Origin of the sequence: Spiroplasma endosymbiont of Zeiraphera isertana (genome assembly GCF_964030805.1) — a bacterium.
Lineage (GTDB): Bacteria > Bacillota_I > Bacilli_A > Mycoplasmatales > VBWQ01 > Spiroplasma_E.
The window spans coordinates 2,206,843-2,229,887 of sequence record NZ_OZ034965.1; the positions used below are offsets into that span (position 1 = coordinate 2,206,843).

Genomic DNA, 23,045 nt, shown 5'->3' on the forward strand with positions numbered 1-23,045 from the left:
AGGTGTGCTTCTTCTAGTTTGAATACTTCTGATTTGAGAAGAATACGATGTTTGAACTGTAACCAAACATTTAGTATTCTTTATGGAACCATTTTTTATAAGTCACAGACCCAAATGACATCTTGGTTTTATCTCATCTTTAGATGAATAAACACAAAGCATGGCATACCAGCAACCGATGTTGCAAGGGAATTAGGTGTGACCTATAAAACAGCTTGAAGAATGTGTCATGAAATCAGGACTAGAATTGGAAATCAAGATGCAGGTTTCATTGTTGATGGCACAGCACAGATGGATGAAATGTATCTTTCACATTTAGGTTTTAAAAAACAAGGAAGATCCTTGTTGAATAAAACTTTGATTGTTGGAGTTTATGAGAAAACCAGCAACAAACTAATTGTGAAGGTGCTGAAAAATGCAGATGAAAAAAACCTTTTAAGATTTGCATTGAAACACATTTTTACTGAGTGCTGTCTATTTACGGATTCTTGGAAGGAATATGTAAGTTTCAAAAACTTCTATCCCAAACATGAAATCGTAAATCATGAAGTTGGGTATGTGTCACCAACAGGTGTAAACACAAACCAGATTGAATCAGCATGAAAGCACATCCGACGAACTTTCCGAACACACATAAGAGTTTCAAAGCACAATATTCATTTATATGCAAAAGAATCAGCATATAAATTCAATAACATACCTAGTTTTGAAACTGTAATTTTGTGTTTGATTTAAATACATGCAGGGATAATTTCCTAGGTAGGCTTTTATCTCCATTTATGTGATAAAATTTAAAAATAGTACATAAAGGGATAAAAGTCTTAGTTATTTCAAAAATAGGTATATAATTAAATGGATTTTTAATTTCATAAGTTTTTAATGGAGTTATATTTGGTTTTAATTTTGTTCTTGTAGAACCTAAAATAATATCTTTATTATTATCTTTATATGTTTCATATTTAACTTTACCATTTTGAATTGTTACTCAAGTTAAAGTTGCACTATCTGCTTGTTCATTAATCAAATAAAATTCTGCTGCTTGTTCTTGTTCATTATATTTTGCAACTCTACCACAAAAACTATTAGGTAATATTTTAAGTGATTTACTATTATCTTCATTAACTATAATCATTATAAATACTTTACCCATTAAACTATTTTGTAAACCAAATTTATAAAATTTTTCTAATCATTTATCTTTTAAATTCATTTCATTTAAATAATCTAATATTTCTTTTTTATTTGAATTAAATAAAAAAAACCTTTACCTAATCATAATTTAGTTGATTTTTGAGCAATAATCATAGGTATATCAATATATCAATTTGATTTATCACAACTTAAATATTCCATTGTATTTATCATAATTCATCACCATTAAATTTATTTTTATTAATTAATAATTTATTATTAATACCATTAATTAATCATTTCATTTCATGCATTAAAGCATACATATCACTATCTCAAGTATCATCATGTAAATCTAACATTTTAAGAGTATTATTATTACTATCTAATTTCTTTTTATCTAATCATTGCATTCAACTATATTGTCTTTTAGTTTCTGGACATTTTTCTCAATTAAAACTAATAATATTTTTAAGCATACAAATTGTTGTAAAATCAATTCTATCATTTAAATATAAAATTGATTTATCTACTGCTATAAATTTTAATCATGTTATATTACGTTTTTTAACTCAACTTTTTAAAACATCCATAAATACTAATCCACCATTACCATAATCAACATAACAAATAAAACCAAATAACATTGCTATATAACGTTTACTTTCATTTAAATAATAATTAATAATATCATTTGCTAAAGTATCAGTATCTTTATATTGCATAGTAACATTACTATGATAAAATTCACTTTCTTTATGAGCTCTTCTACTATTTTCATTTTCACCAATAAATCATAATGAAGCAGCAGTTGGATGACCACTTGAAATTGTTGCCATACCAATATCTAATCCACCAGTTAATCTTTGTACTTGAAAATCTAATTTAGTACCTACTTTATCTAAATATCTTGCAAATATAGCACCAGTAAGAATACTAGGTACACCATAATATCAACTTTGTGCTTTAATAGGGTCTAATACTTTTAATTCTTCTAAATCATTAATCATATCTAATGTCAAATTATGAGAATTTACTTTTCAATTTGAATAATGAAATAATTTAAATATATTATTATCAAATACTGATTTAATTTGTTCATTATTTTCTTGCATAATTTCTAAATTAAAAGGTACTATTTTATTCATATATTCAATAAAATATTGATAAATATTATCTGGATTACAACTTTTTATTTTAATTCTTTTTTTAGCATTACCTAATGCAAATGTAATTGCTTGAAATTCTTGTTGACTAAATTCATTTGCTTCTTCACATCATTCAATTGCTAAATCAAAACCTTTTATTTCACTACGAGAAAGTCCTTTTAAAGGTATTCTATCATTTGAATTACTATATACACCCATAACTCTAATAAAAGATTTACTACCTTTAAAACGAAAATCTGCTTGTTTATTTGGATATTTTAAAGTAAAATCTTTATAATCATTAAAATGAATTGTTATTAAAGCATTATATATTTCTTTAACTAAATCATTAATATCTTTATTTAATTTACGAAAACAATAGATAGCAATTTATTTATTAACTTTAATTGAAATTGCTATTAATATTGCTAATTCTTCTGCAATACTATATGTTTTACTTGAATATCTACTACCACTAAGATTATATTCACTATGAGTAAAATCACTTTTATTTAATAATCAATAACTAATTTCATTTAAATAAGTAAACTCTTTATTCATAATATTATTCCTGTAATTCTTCTAATTTTAAAAGTTGACCATATCTTGTGGGGTCACTAACAATAGCAATTGTATCCTTCTGCGTTTGTAAAGAAAGCATTATTCTACCATTAATATTATCTCAATCCAAAGTTTGAACCTCAGTATTTAACTCACCATATAAAAATTATTTACAAATAAAAGTAAATTTTTTAATACTTGTTTGGCTTTCAAAATTATAATAAATTTTATATTTAGTATTTGTTTTAAAAATATATTTAATGTGATTTATATTAACTTTCGTTCCAACTTCTTTTCATTGTGGAATACTTGGAATTGGCTGTATTTTATTATCAACATATCTTTTATTTACAGCATCTTGTGGTTGTTCAGGGTCTCCTATATCAACAATTCTAGTATTATTTGAAGTAATAATTCTTTTTTCTTTAGGTTGAATAATATTTGAATTATTAGGGTTTATTTCTCATAATGATTAACCACTACCACCATTAGCACTAATAATATCATCATAAATAGTAATATTTTTACCTGCTGTTAATTTATTTTGTTTAATAGTATCTAAATATCCACATTCTTCATCTATTTTTCTATCAACATATTCTTTAGTACTAGCATCACTTAAAAATGTAGGAGTTCCAACATCAATAATTCTTTTACTATTAGCATCAATACCTTTATCATCTTTTGGTTTAATAAAATTAGTATTATCTTGATCAACTTCTCATAATGAATTATCAATATCAGTTTTAATACCGGTTGTGTCAATATTAACAACTGGTATTAACATATTTTGTGGATGAGTAATAGTAATCTTAGTTCTAATATCTAATGATTTTATATTATTATATGGTATATATGCATTTAATGGACTATCTTCACCATAATTTGAAATAAATTTATTAAATCAATTATTTTTTTGTGATTCTATACCTTTTAAATTAAAACCTTTAATATTTGGATATTCTTTAATTTTTCTTAAACAATTAAATACTTCTGGAGGTATAAAATATGGGTCATCTGGATTAGTTTCACTATAAGTTAATCCACCTTGACTAATTGAACCTTGACCACGTAAATAATCAACATCTTTAGTTAATAAAAATCTAACATAATGAGTAGTTGCTGTTTGAATATTATCTGTAAAATCTGTAGGTGTTATTTCTGGTCATTTTTTTGAAATAGTAAAACCACTTAAATAATCAATATTATTACTTGCTACAGATATTGCAAATCAAATTTAATTATCTGGAGTAGTTACTTTATCAAATAATAATTCATTAAAATATTTAGAATTTTTAAATTCTTCAATTGTTATAAATAAAATCGGGTCTTTAATTGCCATAATAATTTACTCCTTAATGTAAAATAAAGGATATTTAAACCCTTTAAATTTTAAATTTAGTTGCTTTTTGTTTATCTTTTTCTGATAATTATTTCTTTTTAGATTTTTGTAATAAAACAAAATTATCTACTTGTTCTTTATCTACATTAAAACTATCAAGTAATTTAGCAGTTGATGTAGTTTCTAATTGTAAATGAGATTTAATTGTTTAATATTTGCCGTAATAAATTCTAATTCTTTATTACGTTTTAATTCTTTTGCTAAATTTGATTGTTTTGATTTTTTTATTGATTTTCCAAATAATAGAAATGCTAAAGTAATAGATATTCCACTAGCAACTGCTCCCCCTATTACTGCTGATATTAATTCTATTGAAAAATTCATTTTTTATTCCTCCAATTGTATTTTATTTGAATGTTGTTTACATAAATGACATTCTTTTTTATGTTTTTTAATTTCTTTATATTGATACTTTAATTGTAAAATTAAAAAGGACACTTATATAAAAATTAAATTGTGTTAGTTCTATAATTAAGAAAAGAAAGGAATTAGCGCAATGTATAAGTATCTGAGTATTGAATCAATAATAGCAATAAAAGAATATAAAAATTATGGATTTTCGATTCGTAAAATAGCAAAAATTGTTGATTATAGTAAATCAACTGTACATAGAGTTTGTAGATTATTAAATAAAAACTTATTGCCATTAGAAATATTGAATCAATTTCAAAAAAATAAACAAAATGCAGGCAGAAAATTAATAATTTTAACTTTAACAGAAATTAATAGTATTAATCATTTGTTAATTACTAAAAAGTATGCTCTTGATATAATTGTTAACTTTTTAAAGGAAAATAAAATAAAAAGTATTTCAACAAAAACTTTATATAACATGTTTAAAACAAATCGAATGGGTTTTGATGAAAATAACTTATTGAGAAAAGGCAAAAATAAATCTCACAAACAAAAAGAAACTAGGGGCAAAATTAATAATTGTAAGTCTATTCATGAAAGAAATTTAATCATTCCTAATATTAAAAATATACAAGAATTTGGTCATTTAGAAGGTGATACTATCATTGGCAAAGATCATAAAAGTTCTATTATTACTTTGGCTGATATATGATCAAAAACCACAATTCCTTTAGCAACTAAAAATCATAAATCAGAAAATATTTTTAATTTTCAAAAAAACTCTTGATGAAATAACAAAAATCATCAACCTGGCCTAAAATTTGATTTTATTTAATTTTGGGATTTATTTTTTTTACAAACTGAAATATAATGCTTCAGATTTTGCATAAGGTGATATTTTATAATGTTGGTATTTAAATTTTCATAAATTGAGGTAATTTTGAATATTGGTAAATCCAATGCCATGATAATGAGTAATAAATTCTTTTAAACTTGATTGTATTTTACTGATATTACTTAAATTTTTATAATTTAATTCTTTATTTTCTTTTGATTTAAATTTCTTGAGAGTACATTTTGTTTGTTTAGCTACTGTATCATATAGTATTTGCATATCACAAACTATAATTGATTTTTCTTCGATAAGCTTAGATGTTAAATTTTCTTGTACTCATTTTTTTGTTAATCTTTTAGTATTTGTTGTTTGAGCATAAATATTTTTATTTTCATCAATTGCCATTTCAATACAACAGTTTAAATCTTTAGCATTTTCTTCAATTCATTTTTTTCTTGGATCATCTGGATTTTTGAAATTTCCTTTGTGAATTTCTTTGATAAAAGTTTCATCAATTTCAATTCTACCTTTTAATTTTGTGAATGGTTTTTGTGTTTTGGCTAATTGTGATGATTTCATAAATTTTTGACGATTAAATCATGCTGATGTTTTTGAAATTTTAGCAAATTGAGAAATAGTATAAGCAGATTGACCTAACAATGACAATCAAATTATTCAATCTCGTTGTTCATGAAATAAATGACTTCAATGTAAAAAATGATTTCTTAAAGCATCAAAGCTACTTTTACAATCTTTGCATAAATATTTTTGCTTATTATTCTTAAAACCATTTTTTACACATCAATAAGATTTACAATTTGGACATTGAATTCCTTTTTCTTTAAATTTTTTATCAATTGCATCTAATTTTTCTTTTTTCTCAATTTGTTTAATTCTATTTTTAAAATGTCTAATAATTTTTATAAATTCTTCATCTTTTTTGTTTTTTAAAACATCAATTAATTCATTATTAGTCACAAAAAATCACCCCTGATATAAAAATATTACTTTTAATTTAAAATTAAAAGTAATATCAAGATTTTTTGTGAAAATTAAAAGAAAATATTACGAAAAGTATAATAAAATTTATTTCAAAGTTACAAAAAGGAACAGTTAAAACCATTACTTTTGATCGTGGTAAAGAATTTAGTAAATAGACTTGGTGTAAAACCTTTAATTTTAACAATTTAACGATTATTATTAATATTAAAGGTGATAGTTATTATGTTGAAAAAATATAAAGATGATCAAGAATTTTATTTTAATTTTCACAAAAAATATTGATATTACTTTTAATTTAAAATTAAAAGTAATATTTTTATATCAGGGGTGATTTTTTGTGACTAATAATGAATTAATTGATGTTTTAAAAAACAAAAAAGATGAAGAATTTATAACAATTATTAGACATTTTAAAAATAGAATTAAACAAATTGAGAAAAAAGAAAAATTAGATGCAATTGATAAAAAATTTAAAGAAAAAGGAATTCAATGTCCAAATTGTAAATCTTATTGATGTGTAAAAAATGGTTTTAAGAATAATAAGCAAAAATATTTATGCAAAGATTGTAAAAGTAGCTTTGATGCTTTAAGAAATCATTTTTTACATTGAAGTCATTTATCTCATGAACAACGAGATTGAATAATTTGATTGTCATTGTTAGGTCAATCTGCTTATACTATTTCTCAATTTGCTAAAATTTCAAAAACATCAGCATGATTTAATCGTCAAAAATTTATGAAATCATCACAATTAGCAAAAACACAAAAACCATTCACAAAATTAAAAGGTAGAATTGAAATTGATGAAACTTTTATCAAAGAAATTCATAAAGGAAATTTCAAAAATCCAGATGATCCAAGAAAAAAATGAATTGAAGAAAATGCTAAAGATTTAAACTGTTGTATTGAAATGGCAATTTATGAAAATAAAAATATTTATGCTCAAACAACAAATACTAAAAGATTAACAAAAAAATGAGTACAATAAAATTTAACATCTAAGCTTATCGAAGAAAAATCAATTATAGTTTGTGATATGCAAATACTATATGATACAGTAGCTAAACAAACAAAATGTACTCTCAAGAAATTTAAATCAAAAGAAAATAAAGAATTAAATTATAAAAATTTAAGTAATATCAGTAAAATACAATCAAGTTTAAAAGAATTTATTACTCATTATCATGGCATTGGATTTACCAATATTCAAAATTACCTCAATTTATGAAAATTTAAATACCAACATTATAAAATATCACCTTATGCAAAATCTGAAGCATTATATTTCAGTTTGTAAAAAAAATAAATCCCAAAATTAAATAAAATAAAATTTTAGGCCAGGTTGATGATTTTTTTTATTTCATCAAGAGTTTTTTTGAAAATTAAAAGAATTTTATAGTTTAGTCGGCATAAAGCCACAAACGTTTTATAAAATGCTTGAAATTTTAAAAATTGCTGAGTCTAAACAAAAATATTATGGTGGTAGAAAAAATAAAATTGTAATTGAAGAGCGTTTATTAATGACTTTAGAATATTGAAAAGACTATAGTAGTTATAGAGTTATTGCAAAAAGATATAATATTAGTCATACTAGTTGCATTCGTAATATTTTTTGAATTGAAAATATTTTAATAAAAAGTGGAATTTTTAATTTACCTGGAAAAAAAGATTTAACAAAAAATAAAGGTACTAATAATAATTTGTTAGCTATTGATGCTACTGAAACTCCAATTGAAAGAATTAAAAAAAACTAAAATTACTTTTTTCAGGTAAAAAGAAACATCATTCTCTCAAATCCCAAATAATTATTGATATTTCCAATGGAAAAATTATTTCAACTGCTTTTTGTTTTGGAAGCATTCATGATTTTAAATTGCTTCTAAAATCTAAAACTTTTATTCATCCAGAAAAACAAGTTTTTGTTGATTCAGGTTATCAAGGTATACAAAATATTCATAAAAATACATTTTTGCCATTTAAAAAAAGTAAATACAATCAATTAACACCAATTCAAAAAGAATACAATAAAACTTTAAGTAAAATTAGAATTAAAATTGAACACGTATTGGCTAAACTAAAACGTTTTAAAATTTTAATTTTAAAATATCGCAATAAAATACGAAGATTTGCATTAAGATTTAATTTAATAGCAGGAATATATAATTTTGAATTACCTTAGTTTTGCACCAAGTCTTATATAAAAAATAAAACCAAAAAAATCAAAATTACTATGTCATAAAAATAGAATTTACTATTAATAGCAATTTCTGTTTTTATTCTTTTAAAGAATACTATTTTTGATTAACAAAGGCCTGATCTAATTTTCAAAACATACCTAATTTAACAAAAAGTGATTGTTTATCAAAATTTTTATCAGCATTTGAATTTAAAATAAATTCTTTAATATCTTTATCAGCATGTGATTTAATTAAGTTATTTTGAAATCCAAATTCTCTTTCAACTCAAAGCGCACTAATATTTACTGTAACTATAATAAAAATACCATAAAAAATATTTATCAATAATTGTATTAAAAAATACAATTTTATTTAAAATTGTCAACATATAAAAAAGAGAAAACATAAAAATGCTTTACTCTTTCCAAAAATTTTCTTGCTTTAATATTTTTAATTAAACAAAAGTAATTAGTACCATTGGTGTATTATCACCAGTTCTATTATCTACTTTAATTAACTTTGTATATCCACCTTTACGGTCTTTATATCTTTCAGCAATATTGCCAAATAATGTTGGAATAACACAATCCTTTGGATGCTCTTTAGTTGTAATTTTACGCAATTTAGCAATTGCCATTCTTCTTGAATGCAAATCACCACGTTTAGCTAACGTTACTAAAGGTTCAATAAATGTTTGTAATCTTTTTGCTCTTTTTTCTAACAAAACTAATTTTCCATGAACAATTAATTCACTTGCTAAATTACGGATTTCAGCATCTACTTTAGCACTATTTCTTCCGATATCGTTAATATATGACATTTTTTCTTATCCTCCTTCTTAGTTTTTAATAGCAAACTCTAAATTATGTTTGGATACACAATCTTCAATTTCTTTAATTGATTTTGAACCTAAATGTTTAATTTGTTTAATTTCATCTAAACTTTTAGTTACAATATCACCCAAAGTTTTATAACCATCACGTTTTAAACAATTGTATGAACGAACAGTTAAATTCAACTCTTCTAAGGCTTTGTTTAAATCATTATTTTCTTGCTCATTAGTAATTGAAATAACTTCAAAGTTTTTAACATTATCATCTAAATTAACAAAAAACTCAATATGACTCATTAAAATTTTAGCTGCCATTGCAATAGCTGATGCTGCTTTAACTGAACCATTAGTTTGTACACCAAGAATTAATTTTTCATATTCAATACCCTTTAATGTTTTAGTTACAGGTTCAATTTTATAATCAACTTTTTCAACAGGTGAAAAGTTTGAATCAATAGCAATAATGCCTGAACTATTAGCAATTTCTTTTTTATTTTCCTCAAATGAAGAATAACCACGAGATTTCTTTACCATTAATTCCATTTCAAAAAGAACATTTCTTGAAGTTGTTCGAGCAATAATTAATTCCGGATTAACTACTCTAACATCAGTTGGACAAATAATATCTCCGGCAGTAATATCTTGTTCACCAGTAATACTAATTTTTAAATTAGCAATTTTTTCGTCCTTTTGAATATCACCATCAAAAGCTAAAACTAAGTCCTTAACATTTAAAATTATTTCAGAAACATTTTCAATTACACCTTTAACTGCAGTAAATTCATGAGATACACCACTTATTCTAATTGCATATACAGAAATACCTGGTACTGAAGATAACAATGTTCTTCTTAAGGCATTAGCTAAAGTTGTTCCATAACCACGTTCTAATTGACTCACAATAAATTCACTGTAATTAATAGCACTATTTTCACCGTTTAAACTAAATTTTGGTTTTAAAAATTGTTGTTCCATGTTTTATTTTCACCTACTTTATTTTCTTGGTTTTTTTGGTGGACGACAACCATTATGAGGGATTGGTGTCACATCATTTAAATCTTTGATTTCAAAACCTACTGCTTGTAAACTACGAATTGATGGTTCTCTTCCTGGTCCTGTTCCATTAACAAAAACACTTAAAATTTTAACTCCGTGTTCCATAGCAGTTTTACCTGCAGCTTCAGCTGCTAACTGTGCTGAGTGAGGAGTTGATTTACGAGTTCCTTTGAAACCTACTGCTCCAGCACTCGATCAAGCAATAACATTACCATTAAGATCAGTAATAGTAACAATAGTATTATTAAAACTTGCTTTAATAAATGCTTTTGCTTTAATAAAATTAGGATTAACTTTAATTTTTTTCTTTACTGTTGTTTTTATATTCATTATTTTTTTCCTCCTAATTAACTTGCTTTTTTCTTGTTAGCAACCGTTTTACGTGGTCCCTTGCAAGTTCTTGCATTAGTTTTTGTTGATTGTCCTCTGGCTGGTAATCCTTTACGATGACGAATACCACGATAACATCCAATTTCCATTAATCTCTTAATGTTTAAAGACACTTCACGTCTTAATTCACCTTCAGTTTTATATTTCTTTTCAATTAATTGACTAATTGAACTTAATTCTTTTTCTGTTAATTCATTAATTTTTTTAGTTTCTTCAATTTTTAGTTCTTTTAATATTTCTGAAGATTTGCTGCGACCAATGCCATAAATTCTTGTTAAACCAATTACTGTATGTTGATTTCCAGGAATATTTACTTGCGCAATTCTTCGACTTGCATTGTTAGTATTTGATGTCATATTTATTTTTCCTCCTTAATATTTCTATCCTTGACGTTGCTTATGTTTAGGATTTTCACAAATGATTACATTACGTTTTTTACGTTTGATTGGTTGACATTTGTCACAATTTTTTTTAACTGATGCTTGTACTTTCATCATTTTCCTCCTGTTAAACTATTAGTTTTCTTTGTTTTTATCATCTTTATTTATCGGTAAATGTGTAGTAGCCATTCTGTTACGAAAAGTAATTCGTCCTTCAGTTAAATTATAAGTTGATAATTCAACTTTTACATGATCACCTTTGATAATTTTAATTTTATGTGTTTGCATACGACCCGATGGTCTTACAATAGGAGTAAAGTCATATTCATTCAACTTTACTTTAAATCTAGCATTAGGTAAGACTTCTATTACTATACCTTCACATTCAATAGTACTATCATTAGTTTTTTTTACTTTTTGAACCTTGGGTTTAACTACTTGTTTTGGTTTAGCCATTAATTACATTCCTCATTATTTTTTTGATTTTCATTAAGTATTGTTAGTACTTCACATCCATCATTAGTTACTAGGATAGTGTGTTCAAAGTGAGCGGTTTGCTGTTTATCAGCAGCAACTACTGTTCACTTATCACTTAAAACCAGAATTTTATCGGTTGTTGTTTGAACCATTGGTTCAATACAAATTGTCATTCCTGACTTCAATTTTATTCCAGTGTTGGGCTTACCAACATTAGGAATAGCTGGGTCTTCGTGGAGTTTTTTACCAATACCATGCCCAGTATACGATGTTGGTAAATAAAAGCCTTCGCTTTCTACATAAGTTTGAATGGCGTTACTAATATCACCAATTCTAACTCCTGGTGCAATAATTGCTATTGCTTTATTTAATGATTCTTTAGTCACATTAATAAGTTTTGCTTGTTCTGGTGTTGGTTTCCCACCAACACACATTGTAAAGGCAGCATCTGCATGATAACCATTAACAGCAACACCAGCATCAATTTTCACAATATCATTCATTTTAAAAGGTTTATCATTAGGAATGCCATGAATTAATTGTTCATTAACTGAAACACAAATTGTGGCAGGAAAACCATGATAATTTAAAAAAGAAGGTTCAGCATTATTTTCTTTAATAATTTGTGCTGCCACTTTATCAAGCATTTTACCAGTTATTCCAACTTTTATTATCTTTGCTAACTCTTTATGAATAAGTGCTACAACTTGACTAGCGGCTTTGATATTTTGAATTTCACTTTGACTTTTAATGCTAACCATTATTTTTATTTCCTTTTAATGATGATAAATATGATTTAATTTGTTCTTTAATATCACTATTATCTTGGTTGGCATCCACTGTTCTTAACAGTCCACGTTCTTGATAAGAATCTACCAATGGTGCCGTTGCTACTTTGTAAGTTTTTAAACGATTGATAATTGTCTTTTCATCACTATCATCAATTCGCTTAATTAATTTTACCCCATCATTATCACAAATACCAGTAATCTTTGGTGGTAGGAAATTAAGATTATAAATTGCTTTACATTGAGGACAAGTAACTCTTGAAGACAAACGTTTAATAACTGTTTCTTCATTAATATCTAGATACAATACCATTGAAAGCGTTTCATTCAAACTTGTTAATACTTTATCTAATGATGCTACTTGTGAGATTGTTCTTGGATAACCATCAAGAATAAAATTATGTTTAATATTTTTTAAAGTATTACTAATAATCTCATTTGTAATCTCATCAGGAACATATTGACCCTTATTAACATAAGTTTGAGCTTTTTTACCTACTGGTGATTGTTTTGTGATTTCATCACGAAACAAATCACCAGTTGATAAATGCATTAAATTATATTGTTCTTTCAGAAACTGTGACTGTGTCCCTTTCCCTGATCCTGGTGGACCTAAAATAATTAAATTCATCGTTAACCCCTAAGACCATAAGTGTTCTTTAACATCTTTGTTGTCCTTATAATTTAAGAATGAATGTTGAGTAATTCGTCCCTTAATTTGTTTTGTTGTATCTAATGCTACTCCAACCATAATTATTAATCCGGTTCCACCAACTGCTAATGAAGAAGGTAGATTAGTAAATTTAGAAATCAAAAATGGAGTTACTGCAACAGCAGTTAAGAAAAAGGAACCAATCGTACTTAAACGATTTAACATTCTTTTAATATAAATTTCTGTTTCCTTTCCTGGCTGAACGCCAGGAATATAAGTTCCTGATTTTTGAAAATTCTTAGCCATTTGTTCGGGATTAATTTGCACTTGTGCATATAAGAAAGTAAACATAATTGTCATTATAGCAAAAATACTAATTCCCGGCCACGACTGTAAAGATAAATAATTTCTAGCAAAATTAGCAAAACCACTATTTTGATCAACAATTTGTGCCACTGTCATTGGAGCAGTAATTAGTGCCGAAGAAAAAATAACAGGAATTACTCCGGCTGAGTTAACTTTTAAAGGTAAATAAGAACTTTTATCACCCTTTAAAGTTAAACCACTACCAGTTTGTTGAATTGGTAAGTGTCGCTCTGATTCACTAAAGAATACAACAACAAGAATAATCAGTAGGAAGGCTGCAAAATAAAGAGCAAATTTTAAAGCCCCTTGAAAAATAACACCGTTATTAGTATCTGGTCCTACTCAATACTTAAAAGTTGAAGCTAAGTTAAATGGTAAATTAGCAGCAATTCCACCAAAAATAATTAGTGAAATTCCATTACCAATACCACGATTAGTAATCTGATCAGCCATTCATAATGATAACATTGTCCCTGCTAGTAAAATAGCTGGAATCAATACATAATAGAAAACTTCTGGTCCGGCTGCTCCCGATCCCGAACTTCAATCAACACTAATAATATGTTGAGATTGTAAACCAAAGATTGTGGCAAAACCTTGCATAATAGCAAACGGGACAGTTAATACTCGATTCATTAACTCTAATTTTTTCTTACCTTTTTCGCCTGATTTAGACCATCTTGTTAAAGTAGTAACAACATCAGTTGATAATAACTGCACAATAATTGATGCAGTAATGTAAGGTGAGACTCCAAGTGCAAAAACAGAAAATCTGCTAATAGCACCACCACCTAACATTGAAATTAAATTAAAGAATTCAATACCACTACTATTACTGCTACTTAAATCTTCATTCAAAGTTACTCCTGGAACTGTAATAAATGCTCCAACACGAAAGATAAATAAAATAAAAATGGTAAATAAAATTCTAATTATAACTTCTTTATACTTTTTTATTAATTCACGGGTTGTTGTGAACACTTAGATCACCTGCGCTTTTCCTCCGGCTTGTTCAATAGCAGTAATTGCTGATTTTGAAAATTTATGAGCTTTAATTGTTTTTTGTGTTGTTAATTTACCTTTACCAAGAACTTTAATACCATCTTTTTTACTTCTAATCAATTTTAATTGAAATAAAAGTTCAGGTGTTATTTCATGCTCTTTAATTAAAACAATTTGTTCTAAGTTAATAATACTATAATTGGTTATAGTAAAGTTAGTAAACCCTCGTTTTGAAATACGACGGTACAGTGGTGTTTGTCCTCCTTCAAATCCGGGTCTTGTTCCACCACCGGTACGGGCATTTTGTCCTTTTGTCCCTTTACCAGCCGTTTTACCTTTTCCAGATGAAGTTCCTCTACCTAAACGTTTAATGTCTTTACGAGAACCTGGTGTTGGCTTTAAGTTATGTAATGTTGTTTCCATAATCCACCTCTAACCATTACTACGCTTAGTAGTAAGATTTTTATTTTTTATAAAATATTCTGCTGGTTTAACATTGTCAAGACCTGCAATTGTTGCTCTAGCTAAATTAATTTTATTTCTAGATCTAAATGCTTTTGAATAAATATTATGAATACCAGCTAATTCTAAAATATCACGAGCAGATCCACCAGCTTTAATTCCGATTCCTTCTTTAGCTGGTTTTAATAAAATTTCACTTCCACAATATTTACCTTTAACTTCATGAACAATAGAATTATTGTTTTTAGTTATCGTAATTGTTGTTAAATTTTTGTGAGCAGCTTCAATTGCCTTTTTAATTGCATCAGGAACTTCATTGGCTTTAGATATACCAAAACCAACTACTCCTTTACCATTACCAATAGCAACAGCAGCAGAGAAACGCAATCTTCTTCCCCCGGTTGTTACTTTGTTAATTTTTCTGATTCAAATCACTTTTTCAATAAATTCACTTGGAGTTTTTGGTTTACGTTCAAAATTTTTACGTGGTTCACGAACTTTATTTTCTTTTTTATCGTGGCTATTTCTTGGTTGTGATGAATTAGTGTGTCTAATTTTATTTTCATTACCAGCAGGATTTTTTACTTCTGCTTTAACAGAAGGTTTTGCTACTGATTTTTGAACTTCAGTATTTTCTTTATCATCAATAATTTTTTTTTTATTTTCTAAACTCATACTTTTAATTCTCCTTTTTTAGAATTCTAATCCAGCACTACGCGCCGCTTCTGCGAATGCTTTCACTTTACCATGATATAAATATCCACCACGATCAAAAACCACTTTTTTAATTTTTTTCTTAATAGCTAAATTAGCAATTGTTTCTCCAAGTTTAGTAGCAGCATCTATATTGCTTTTTGATGCTAAATCTTTAAATGTTAATGTTGATACACCGATAATTGTATTTGAAGCAGTATCGGCAATAATTTGAGCATAAAAACTATTATTAGATTTAAAGATATTTAAGCGTGGTCTTTCACTAGTACCCATAATTGTACTACGAATACGATAATGACGAACTTTACGAGCTTGTTGTTTATTAATCATTTTCTATTCTCCTTAAGTGCCAGTATAAGATTATTTACCTTTACCAGCAGCTTTTCCTTCCTTACGACGAATGTGTTCATTTTTATATTTAATTCCTTTACCTTTATATGGTTCTGGTTTACGGAATTTACGAATTTTGGCTGCAACTTCTCCAATTAATTGTTTATCAATACCACTAATTTGTAATACTGTTGGTTTGGGAGCAACAATGGTAATTCCTTGCGGAATTTCAAACTTAATAGGATGAGAATATCCTAATGTTAAATTTAAGATATTAGCTTGAACAGCAGCACGATATCCAACACCATTTATTTCTAATTCTTTCATGAAACCTGTTGATACACCAACTAACATTCCATTAATTAATGAATTAGTTGTTCCGTGAAGTTGTTTATTTTTTTTGTTATCATCAGGTCTTGTTGTAGTAATTGTTTTTTTCTCTTCATCAACGTTAATTTTAATAACATTTGGTAATAGTTTTTTTAAAGAACCTTTTGCTCCTGTAACAGTTAACAAGTTACTTGCATCTAGCGTTATTGAAGTATTTACTGGAATGGTAAGGATACGGTTACCAATACGTGACATATAGTTTCCTCCTTATCATACATAAGCAAGAACTTCGCCACCAAGACCAAGTTTTTTTGCTTGTTTATTTGTCATAATACCTTTTGATGTAGAAATGATTGCAATTCCATAACCATTTAACACACTTGGTAAGTCTTCACATTTTGCATACATTCTTAATCCTGGTTTAGATATTCTTTTTAAACCAAGAATTGGACTTTTACCAGTATGAACTAATAAAAGTTCTAATTTAGGTTTGCTAGGATTTTCTTTAGTAACGCGATATTTTTCAATATAACCATTTTTTTGCAAGATATCAGCTATCTTAACTAGTTGTTTTGAAGAAGGTACACTAACTACTCGATGTTTACTGCTATCTGCAGCGCTAATAGCATTACGAATAACTGTTAAAATATTACTTATTGGATCTGTCATCATAATTATATACCTCCTATCATGATGCTTTTCTAATACCAGGAATTTGTCCTTGGTATACTAAACCACGAAAACAAATACGGCATAACATAAATTTACGAATAACCGCATGAGGACGGCCACACTTTTGACAGCGTGTATATGCTTGCGTACTAAACTTTGATTTACGGGCTTGTCTTACTTTTAATGAAGTTTTTGCCATCTTATGCCGCCTGCTTTCCTTGTTTTTTAAACGGTAATCCTATTTTTTTTAATAACAATAATGCTGTTGCATTATTTGATGTTGTGGTAATAATTGAGATTTCCATACCACGAACTTTATCTACTTCTTCATAATTAATTTCAGGGAAAATAATTTGTTCTTTAATACCAACAGTGTAATTACCATTTTGATCAAATGCTTTAGCTGATAAGCCTTGAAAATCACGAATTCTTGGTAAAGAAATTGAGATAAATTTATCAAGGAAATCATACATTTTTTCGCCACGTAATGTAACTTTACAACCAATTGGCATTCCTGCTCTTAATTTAAAGCCGGCAATTGATTTTTTTGCTTTAGTGATAATTGGTTTTTGACCAGTAATTTTTGATAATTCAGATACTGATTTATCAATGGCTTTTGGATTACTACTTGCATCTCCAACGCCAATATTAATAACAACTTTTTCAATTTTGGGTACTTGCATTATTGATGTAAAATTTAATTCTTTTTGCAATTGGGGAATAATAGTTTTATTATATTTTTCTTGTAAACGATTCATTTTTATGCTGTTACTCCTTTATTATCGTAATTCTGTTTCAGATCTTCGTGCAATACGAATTTTTTTTCCATCTTTATCAATTTTGTACCCAATTTTTGTTACTTTTTTATCTTTTTTACCATCAAGGATCATTACATTAGAAATGTGAACACTAGTTTTTATTTCCACAATTCCACCTTTTTGATCATTTTGGGTAGGTTTTTTATTTTTCTTAGCAGTAATACCTTCAATAATAACACGATTTTTTTCACGAAGTACTTGGATAATTGGTCCGGTATGACCTTTATGCTTTCCTGCAATGATTTTAATTTGGTCGCCTCTTTTTAATTTAGTATCAAGACTAATAACTGGTTTCTTTTTGCTTGCCATTTATTTCATCCTCCTAAACAATTTCTTCTGCTAAAGAAGCAATTTTATTATAACCACGCTCTTTAACTTCACGAGCCAAGACACCAAATACTCTAGTACCACGTGGCGTTTTATCTTCTTTAATAATTACTACTGCATTATCATCAAATTTTACACAAGAACCATCATTACGTTTTACACCAAATTTACTACGTACGACAACTGCTTTAACAACTTGTCCTTTTTTCATTGCACTATTAGGTGTTACTGATTTTGCTGAACAAACAACAATATCACCAATTTTAGCAAATTTTTTAGTACTACCACCCAAAACTCTAATAACCATAACTTCTTTAATACCAGTGTTGTCAGCCACATTGGCTCACGATAGATTTTGTAACATCTTTCTTATCCTCCTGGTTAATTAAGCTTTTTTATTTGTTTTAGATTCAATAATCTTTAACAAACGGAAGCGTTTTAGAGCTGAAAGTGGACGAGTTGAAATGATTTCAACCTTGTCACCAATTTTAGCTTGGTTAGTTTCATCATGGGCATGATACTTTTTAGTTGACTTAAAACTTTTATGGTACATTGGATGTCGTTTTGAAGTTTCAACAACAACAGTAATTGTTTTATCATTTTTGTCAGAACTTACAATTCCAACAAAAGTTTTACGTTGTTTGTTTGGAATAATATTTGTCATTATTCTTTGTCCTCCTTAGCTGGTGTCATAGTTTTCTTAACTGTAGGTTTTTTAGATGGTTTTTCTACTTTAGTAGTAGTAACTTTTTTAACTTCTTTGTTTGATGATTTTGCTTTAGTTGTTTTTTCAGTAACTTCTTTTTTAGCAATTTTATCTGATTCTTTAATAACTTCTGATTTAGTTATTGTTTGAACTTTAATATCTTTTTTATCATCCACTTTAGCAACTTTTTTAGTTTTTTTGCTTTCTTTATTTTCTTCTGGTAATACCATTTTATTAATATGTAATGGTTTGATTTTTTCACCATTATTAATTCTGATAGTTAATTCAGTTTTAATACGAGCAATATCCTTACGAAGATTATTTATCATATGCGGAGTTTCTAGTTTACCTAACGAACTTTGAATTCGTAAAGCAAACAATTGCGCACGAAGAGTTTCTTCATGTTGTTGTAATTCTAAAGTTGATTTATTTTTAATTACTTGCATTTCCATTTGCTTCACCCAATTCTGTTGTTAAATTTTTAGCAACCTTTACTTCTTCTGTTGGTTTTATTTCTCTAGTAACAATTTTACATTTGATTGGCAACTTGTGCATTGCAAGACGCAATGCTTCACGTGCTGTTGCTTCATTAGGATATGATACTTCAAACATAACTGTTTTTGCTTTTACTACTGAAACTCAATGATCAATTGAACCTTTTCCTGAACCCATACGTACTTCTGCTGGTTTTCTAGTAATTGGTAAATGTGGAAAGATTCTAATTCAAACTTTTCCACCACGTTTCATGTAACGTGTCATTGCTACTCTGGCTGCTTCAATTTGTCTTTCAGTAATGTAAGAACCTTCTTCAGCACGAAGTCCGTAAGTTCCAAAAGCAACTGTTTTACAACCTTTTGCAGTTCCTTCATAACTTAAACGGTGGACGCAAGAGTGTTTATATCTCTTAGGTATAGCCATCTTACTTTACCTCCTTACGTGGTTGTTGTGAGTAATTATTTCGGCGATTGTTATTATTTCTTTGATTATATTTTGAAATAATTTCAGGTTGAGTTGAGTCAGTTCCTGATAAAATTTCACCTTTATATACTCAAACTTTAATACCAATTTGACCAAAAGTTGTTTTTGCTTCAGCAGTAGCATAATCAATATTACTACGTAATGTTGCTAAAGGAACACTACTTTCTGAATAACCTTCAACACGTGCCATATCCGCTTCACCAAGTCTTCCTGAAACACGAGTTTTAATTCCCTTTGCTCCAGCACGAAGTGCTTTACGAATTGCTAATTTTTGTGTTGTACGATGTGACATACGATTGCTTATTTGTTGTGCTAATGTATTAGCAATTGTTTGCGCATCAATATCAGGATTTTTAATTTCAACAACATTAATTCTAATACCTATTTTACGATTTTTAATTGTTTTACGAACTAGTGTTGTTAATACTTCAATGTTTGAACCGCCTTGCCCTAAAACTGAACCAACACGAACACAGTGGATAAATAAGGTAATTTGTGATTTAGTTCTTTCAATTTCAATTTTAGAAACACCAGAAGTTTTTAAATGTGCAAATAGCGCTTTTCTAATTTTATGGTCTTCTAAAATTCATTTTGCTAAATCTTCGTTACTAGTTGCATATCAACGTGATTGTCAATCTTTATTGATACCATATCTTAATCCATTTGGACTAACTTTGTGACCCATATTACTTATTTACCTCCTAATTATCGCTAACCACGATAGTGATTTTGCTGGTTCTTTTTAAGATTTGATATGCTCTACCATGAGCACGGGGCATAAATCTTTTCATAGTTGGACCTTCATTTACAAATATTTCCTTAATACGTAATTTGTTGGCTTCCATTCCATAGTTATTAGCGGCATTAGCAACTGCTGAATTAATTAATTTTATAATTGGCTGTGCTGCGCGTTTTTTTTCATGAGCTAGAATTACTAGAGCTTTGGCAACAGCATTATCACGAACTAAATCGGCTACTAAACGCACTTTTCTTGGACTAATGCGTAATTTATCTAAATGAGCTTTTGCTTCCATAATTTCTATCTCCTAACGCTTTTTCTTGTCAGAACCGTGACCACCAAATTTACGTGTGGGTGCGAATTCTCCTAATTTATGACCAACCATATCTTCTGTTACATATACAGGTAAATGTGTTTTGCCATTATGTACACCGAATGCATGTCCAACAAATTGTGGGAAAATTGTTGAACGACGAGATCAAGTTTGAATAATTTTTTTTGATTTATTTTTATTTTGAGTTTCTACTTTGTTTAATAAATGACTATCAGCAAAGGGTCCTTTTTTTAAAGATCTTGACATATATTACTTTCCTCCTACTTTGTTGCATTTCTTCTTCGTACAATTAATTTATTTGATGCTTTTTTACTATCACGAGTTTTTAAACCTAATGCTTTTTTACCTCATGGTGTTACTGGAGCTTTTCTTCCGATTGGAGCTTTACCTTCTCCTCCACCATGTGGGTGATCATTTGGATTCATAACACTACCACGAACAGTAGGTCTAATTCCTTTTCAACGATTTCTTCCTGCTTTACCAATGTTTACTAAGTTATGATCATCATTTCCAACTGTACCAATTGTAGCTCGACAATTACTTAATACTTTTCTAACTTCACCTGATGTTAATTTTAATAATGTATACTTAGCTGTTTCATCACGACCAAGAATTTGAACACTACCACCAGCACTTCGTGCCATTTGTCCACCTTTACCTGGTTTTAATTCAACATTATGAACAACTGTTCCTTGTGGAATCTGTGATAATGGTAAACAGTTACCAACAGTAATATCAATTTTAACAGTATCACTGTTTTCACCACTTAATAACTTATCTCCTACTTTGATTCCTTTTGGTGCTAAGATATAACGCTTTTCACCATCAAGATAAGAAATAAGACAAATGTTAGCATTACGATTTGGATCGTATTCAATTGTTTTAACTGTTCCAACTACATTGTCTTTGTTACGTTTAAAATCAATAATACGGTATTTAACCTTATGACCATTACCTTGATGTCTTACTGTAATTTTACCTTGATTATTTCTACCAGCTTGTTTAACTAAATTTACTAATAAAGATTTTTCAGGGCTATTACCAATAGTTAAGTTCTGTTTGTAATCCAGAACGGTCATATTACGTCTTCCTGCAGTAGTGGGATTAATTTTTCTAATTGCCATTGTTTTTTCTCCTTCCAATCTCATTAGCTTTGTTCTTCAGAACTAAACAAACTTAATTGTTCACCAGGAGCTAATTTAATAAGAGCTTTTTTTACTGCCGATGTTTTTCCAACAAATCTACCAACAGTTTTAGTTTTTGGTTTACTATTAATAATATTAACGTCTGCTACTTTAACTTCAAAAATCTGTTCAAAGGCTTTTTTAACGTGACTTTTATTAGCTTTACGGTTAACAGTAAATGTATAGATACCTTCAGCCATTTGTTTATAAGTTTTCTCAGTTAATACTGGTTTTACTATAACTTCACTTAAATGCATATTAAATTAAAGCCTCCTCAACGATTTTAATTGCCTCAGTAGTAAACAATACTTTTTTAGCATTTAATAAATCGTAAATATTAATACTATTAGCAGTGATTGTTGTTGTTCTAGGTAAATTACGACCTGATTTAATAACTGTTTCTTTATTGCTTATTCCTGAAACAATTAGTGTTTTATTGTTTGCTAATTCTAAAAATTTTAAAGTTTCTAACATAATTTTAGTTGAAGGTTTTTCAAAGTTTAATTCATCAATTACAACTATGTTTTTATTTTGGAATTTGGCAGCCAATGCTGATTTTATTGCCAATCTTCTTACTTTTTTTGGTAATCCAATTAAATAATTACGATCAGTATTTGGTCCAAAAACAATCCCCCCACCTTTTCATTGTGGTGAACGAATTGAGCCTTGACGCGCATTCCCTGTTCCTTTTTGTTTTCATGGTTTTCTACCACCGCCAGCAACTTCAGCACGACTTTTAACAGCGTGTGTTCCTTGACGTTTTGTAGCATTATAACTTAATAAACTATCAAACTGCGCTTGCTTGTGGGGTTCAATTCCTCAAATTTTTTCGTTTAAAGTTAATTCGCTAACTTTTGTTCCAGCGTTGTTAACAACATTAATTTTCATTTTGCTATCC

At 27.7% G+C, this 23,045-nt stretch carries 39 protein-coding genes and 2 pseudogenes; 7 read left to right on the forward strand and 34 right to left on the reverse strand.

What is annotated here, in order from left to right; all coding sequences use genetic code 4:
* Positions 1-18: 18 nt before the first annotated feature.
* Positions 19-735, forward strand: coding sequence for an IS1595 family transposase (locus AAHM78_RS15350; protein ID WP_342253788.1), 717 nt, complete (start codon positions 19-21; stop codon positions 733-735).
* Here the strand turns inward: AAHM78_RS15350 and AAHM78_RS15355 are convergent.
* The 5 genes from AAHM78_RS15355 to AAHM78_RS15375 all read right to left on the reverse strand — a co-directional run bounded on the left by AAHM78_RS15355 (position 701) and on the right by AAHM78_RS15375 (position 4,566).
* Positions 701-1,210 carry a hypothetical protein gene (locus AAHM78_RS15355; protein WP_342253789.1) on the reverse strand — a complete coding sequence of 170 codons (510 nt, stop codon included), beginning with the start codon at positions 1,208-1,210 and terminating at the stop codon, positions 701-703. The genes AAHM78_RS15350 and AAHM78_RS15355 overlap by 35 nt on opposite strands.
* A 148-nt stretch (positions 1,211-1,358) precedes the next feature.
* Positions 1,359-2,498 carry a hypothetical protein gene (locus tag AAHM78_RS15360; RefSeq protein WP_342253790.1) on the reverse strand — a complete coding sequence of 380 codons (1,140 nt, stop codon included), beginning with the start codon at positions 2,496-2,498 and terminating at the stop codon, positions 1,359-1,361.
* Positions 2,499-2,669: 171 nt separating this feature from the next.
* Positions 2,670-2,840, reverse strand: a complete 171-nt coding sequence (locus AAHM78_RS15365; RefSeq protein ID WP_342253791.1) for a hypothetical protein — start codon at positions 2,838-2,840, stop codon at positions 2,670-2,672.
* Positions 2,841-3,312: 472 nt separating this feature from the next.
* Positions 3,313-3,627 (reverse strand): hypothetical protein, encoded by a 315-nt coding sequence (locus AAHM78_RS15370; RefSeq protein WP_342253792.1) that lies wholly within the window; start codon positions 3,625-3,627, stop codon positions 3,313-3,315.
* A gap of 738 nt (positions 3,628-4,365) precedes the next feature.
* Positions 4,366-4,566: a hypothetical protein gene (locus AAHM78_RS15375; RefSeq protein WP_342253793.1), complete on the reverse strand. Its 201-nt coding sequence runs from the start codon at positions 4,564-4,566 to the stop codon at positions 4,366-4,368.
* Between the two features lie 172 nt (positions 4,567-4,738).
* On the opposite strand from AAHM78_RS15375, the pseudogene AAHM78_RS15380 reads away from it, so the two are divergent.
* Positions 4,739-5,359, forward strand: a pseudogene (locus AAHM78_RS15380) (IS30 family transposase); the annotation flags it as partial.
* Between the two features lie 90 nt (positions 5,360-5,449).
* On the opposite strand, the gene AAHM78_RS15385 reads toward AAHM78_RS15380, so the two are convergent.
* Positions 5,450-6,409: an IS1/IS1595 family N-terminal zinc-binding domain-containing protein gene (locus tag AAHM78_RS15385; protein WP_342253795.1), complete on the reverse strand. Its 960-nt coding sequence runs from the start codon at positions 6,407-6,409 to the stop codon at positions 5,450-5,452.
* 80 nt (positions 6,410-6,489) lie between these two features.
* Here AAHM78_RS15385 and AAHM78_RS17300 point away from each other — a divergent pair.
* From AAHM78_RS17300 to AAHM78_RS17310, 5 genes and pseudogenes are all read left to right on the forward strand, one after another.
* Positions 6,490-6,585: pseudogene (locus tag AAHM78_RS17300) on the forward strand (IS30 family transposase); the annotation flags it as partial.
* Between the two features lie 185 nt (positions 6,586-6,770).
* Positions 6,771-7,421 (forward strand): IS1/IS1595 family N-terminal zinc-binding domain-containing protein, encoded by a 651-nt coding sequence (locus AAHM78_RS15390; RefSeq protein ID WP_342253796.1) that lies wholly within the window; start codon positions 6,771-6,773, stop codon positions 7,419-7,421.
* A 48-nt stretch (positions 7,422-7,469) separates the two neighbouring features.
* Complete coding sequence (locus AAHM78_RS15395; RefSeq protein ID WP_342252970.1) at positions 7,470-7,730, forward strand: hypothetical protein; 261 nt, start codon at positions 7,470-7,472, stop codon at positions 7,728-7,730.
* A gap of 136 nt (positions 7,731-7,866) precedes the next feature.
* Positions 7,867-8,187 carry a transposase family protein gene (locus tag AAHM78_RS17305; RefSeq protein WP_342253107.1) on the forward strand — a complete coding sequence of 107 codons (321 nt, stop codon included), beginning with the start codon at positions 7,867-7,869 and terminating at the stop codon, positions 8,185-8,187.
* A 59-nt stretch (positions 8,188-8,246) separates the two neighbouring features.
* On the forward strand, positions 8,247-8,612 hold the full coding sequence (locus AAHM78_RS17310) for a transposase family protein (RefSeq protein WP_342255039.1): 366 nt from the start codon (positions 8,247-8,249) through the stop codon (positions 8,610-8,612).
* Positions 8,613-8,724: 112 nt separating this feature from the next.
* On the opposite strand, the gene AAHM78_RS15405 is transcribed toward AAHM78_RS17310, so the two are convergent.
* The 28 genes from AAHM78_RS15405 to rplD all read right to left on the reverse strand — a co-directional run bounded on the left by AAHM78_RS15405 (position 8,725) and on the right by rplD (position 23,035).
* Positions 8,725-8,976, reverse strand: a complete 252-nt coding sequence (locus AAHM78_RS15405) for a hypothetical protein (RefSeq protein WP_342253797.1) — start codon at positions 8,974-8,976, stop codon at positions 8,725-8,727.
* Positions 8,977-9,064: 88 nt separating this feature from the next.
* Entirely contained in the window at positions 9,065-9,430 is a 366-nt protein-coding gene (rplQ, locus tag AAHM78_RS15410; RefSeq protein ID WP_342253798.1) for a 50S ribosomal protein L17, read from the reverse strand.
* A gap of 18 nt (positions 9,431-9,448) precedes the next feature.
* Positions 9,449-10,417 (reverse strand): DNA-directed RNA polymerase subunit alpha, encoded by a 969-nt coding sequence (locus AAHM78_RS15415; protein WP_342253799.1) that lies wholly within the window; start codon positions 10,415-10,417, stop codon positions 9,449-9,451.
* Between the two features lie 18 nt (positions 10,418-10,435).
* Complete coding sequence (rpsK, locus tag AAHM78_RS15420; RefSeq protein ID WP_252319229.1) at positions 10,436-10,828, reverse strand: 30S ribosomal protein S11; 393 nt, start codon at positions 10,826-10,828, stop codon at positions 10,436-10,438.
* Positions 10,829-10,845: 17 nt separating this feature from the next.
* Positions 10,846-11,244 carry a 30S ribosomal protein S13 gene (gene rpsM, locus AAHM78_RS15425; protein WP_174480910.1) on the reverse strand — a complete coding sequence of 133 codons (399 nt, stop codon included), beginning with the start codon at positions 11,242-11,244 and terminating at the stop codon, positions 10,846-10,848.
* Between the two features lie 24 nt (positions 11,245-11,268).
* Entirely contained in the window at positions 11,269-11,382 is a 114-nt protein-coding gene (rpmJ, locus tag AAHM78_RS15430; protein ID WP_286642012.1) for a 50S ribosomal protein L36, read from the reverse strand.
* 21 nt (positions 11,383-11,403) lie between these two features.
* Positions 11,404-11,724: a translation initiation factor IF-1 gene (infA, locus tag AAHM78_RS17315; protein WP_425289751.1), complete on the reverse strand. Its 321-nt coding sequence runs from the start codon at positions 11,722-11,724 to the stop codon at positions 11,404-11,406.
* The gene (map, locus tag AAHM78_RS15440) at positions 11,724-12,506 is read right to left on the reverse strand and encodes a type I methionyl aminopeptidase (RefSeq protein ID WP_342253800.1); all 783 of its coding nucleotides are present in this window, start codon (positions 12,504-12,506) and stop codon (positions 11,724-11,726) included. The genes infA and map overlap by 1 nt, the downstream gene beginning before the upstream one ends.
* Complete coding sequence (locus tag AAHM78_RS15445; protein WP_252319233.1) at positions 12,499-13,164, reverse strand: adenylate kinase; 666 nt, start codon at positions 13,162-13,164, stop codon at positions 12,499-12,501. Before AAHM78_RS15445 ends, map begins: the two co-directional genes overlap by 8 nt.
* Before the next feature lie 9 nt (positions 13,165-13,173).
* Positions 13,174-14,532, reverse strand: coding sequence for a preprotein translocase subunit SecY (gene secY, locus AAHM78_RS15450; RefSeq protein ID WP_342253801.1), 1,359 nt, complete (start codon positions 14,530-14,532; stop codon positions 13,174-13,176).
* Entirely contained in the window at positions 14,533-14,976 is a 444-nt protein-coding gene (rplO, locus tag AAHM78_RS15455) for a 50S ribosomal protein L15 (protein WP_342253802.1), read from the reverse strand.
* 9 nt (positions 14,977-14,985) lie between these two features.
* Positions 14,986-15,690, reverse strand: a complete 705-nt coding sequence (gene rpsE, locus AAHM78_RS15460) for a 30S ribosomal protein S5 (RefSeq protein WP_342253803.1) — start codon at positions 15,688-15,690, stop codon at positions 14,986-14,988.
* 18 nt (positions 15,691-15,708) lie between these two features.
* Positions 15,709-16,059, reverse strand: a complete 351-nt coding sequence (gene rplR / locus AAHM78_RS15465; protein WP_342253804.1) for a 50S ribosomal protein L18 — start codon at positions 16,057-16,059, stop codon at positions 15,709-15,711.
* A 30-nt stretch (positions 16,060-16,089) separates the two neighbouring features.
* The gene (gene rplF, locus AAHM78_RS15470; RefSeq protein WP_252319239.1) at positions 16,090-16,644 is read right to left on the reverse strand and encodes a 50S ribosomal protein L6; all 555 of its coding nucleotides are present in this window, start codon (positions 16,642-16,644) and stop codon (positions 16,090-16,092) included.
* Between the two features lie 12 nt (positions 16,645-16,656).
* Positions 16,657-17,061 carry a 30S ribosomal protein S8 gene (gene rpsH / locus AAHM78_RS15475; protein WP_174480920.1) on the reverse strand — a complete coding sequence of 135 codons (405 nt, stop codon included), beginning with the start codon at positions 17,059-17,061 and terminating at the stop codon, positions 16,657-16,659.
* A gap of 13 nt (positions 17,062-17,074) precedes the next feature.
* On the reverse strand, positions 17,075-17,260 hold the full coding sequence (locus AAHM78_RS15480; protein WP_174480921.1) for a type Z 30S ribosomal protein S14: 186 nt from the start codon (positions 17,258-17,260) through the stop codon (positions 17,075-17,077).
* A 1-nt stretch (position 17,261) separates the two neighbouring features.
* Positions 17,262-17,819, reverse strand: a complete 558-nt coding sequence (gene rplE, locus AAHM78_RS15485) for a 50S ribosomal protein L5 (RefSeq protein WP_342253805.1) — start codon at positions 17,817-17,819, stop codon at positions 17,262-17,264.
* Between the two features lie 21 nt (positions 17,820-17,840).
* Positions 17,841-18,188, reverse strand: a complete 348-nt coding sequence (gene rplX, locus AAHM78_RS15490) for a 50S ribosomal protein L24 (RefSeq protein ID WP_342253806.1) — start codon at positions 18,186-18,188, stop codon at positions 17,841-17,843.
* A 13-nt stretch (positions 18,189-18,201) separates the two neighbouring features.
* Positions 18,202-18,570 (reverse strand): 50S ribosomal protein L14, encoded by a 369-nt coding sequence (gene rplN / locus AAHM78_RS15495; RefSeq protein ID WP_174480924.1) that lies wholly within the window; start codon positions 18,568-18,570, stop codon positions 18,202-18,204.
* A gap of 21 nt (positions 18,571-18,591) precedes the next feature.
* On the reverse strand, positions 18,592-18,870 hold the full coding sequence (gene rpsQ / locus AAHM78_RS15500; protein WP_252319243.1) for a 30S ribosomal protein S17: 279 nt from the start codon (positions 18,868-18,870) through the stop codon (positions 18,592-18,594).
* The gene (rpmC, locus tag AAHM78_RS15505) at positions 18,870-19,358 is read right to left on the reverse strand and encodes a 50S ribosomal protein L29 (RefSeq protein WP_342253807.1); all 489 of its coding nucleotides are present in this window, start codon (positions 19,356-19,358) and stop codon (positions 18,870-18,872) included. The genes rpsQ and rpmC overlap by 1 nt, the downstream gene beginning before the upstream one ends.
* On the reverse strand, positions 19,345-19,830 hold the full coding sequence (rplP, locus tag AAHM78_RS15510; RefSeq protein WP_281748520.1) for a 50S ribosomal protein L16: 486 nt from the start codon (positions 19,828-19,830) through the stop codon (positions 19,345-19,347). Before rplP ends, rpmC begins: the two co-directional genes overlap by 14 nt.
* Before the next feature lies 1 nt (position 19,831).
* Positions 19,832-20,575: a 30S ribosomal protein S3 gene (rpsC, locus tag AAHM78_RS15515; RefSeq protein ID WP_252319246.1), complete on the reverse strand. Its 744-nt coding sequence runs from the start codon at positions 20,573-20,575 to the stop codon at positions 19,832-19,834.
* Between the two features lie 16 nt (positions 20,576-20,591).
* A complete protein-coding gene (gene rplV / locus AAHM78_RS15520) occupies positions 20,592-20,924 on the reverse strand; it encodes a 50S ribosomal protein L22 (protein ID WP_174480929.1) in 333 nt (110 codons plus the stop codon).
* A 12-nt stretch (positions 20,925-20,936) separates the two neighbouring features.
* A complete protein-coding gene (gene rpsS / locus AAHM78_RS15525; RefSeq protein ID WP_342253808.1) occupies positions 20,937-21,209 on the reverse strand; it encodes a 30S ribosomal protein S19 in 273 nt (90 codons plus the stop codon).
* Between the two features lie 14 nt (positions 21,210-21,223).
* Positions 21,224-22,087, reverse strand: a complete 864-nt coding sequence (gene rplB, locus AAHM78_RS15530) for a 50S ribosomal protein L2 (protein WP_252319248.1) — start codon at positions 22,085-22,087, stop codon at positions 21,224-21,226.
* Between the two features lie 23 nt (positions 22,088-22,110).
* The gene (rplW, locus tag AAHM78_RS15535) at positions 22,111-22,404 is read right to left on the reverse strand and encodes a 50S ribosomal protein L23 (RefSeq protein WP_252319250.1); all 294 of its coding nucleotides are present in this window, start codon (positions 22,402-22,404) and stop codon (positions 22,111-22,113) included.
* Between the two features lies 1 nt (position 22,405).
* Positions 22,406-23,035 (reverse strand): 50S ribosomal protein L4, encoded by a 630-nt coding sequence (gene rplD, locus AAHM78_RS15540; RefSeq protein WP_342253809.1) that lies wholly within the window; start codon positions 23,033-23,035, stop codon positions 22,406-22,408.
* Positions 23,036-23,045 lie beyond the last annotated feature (10 nt).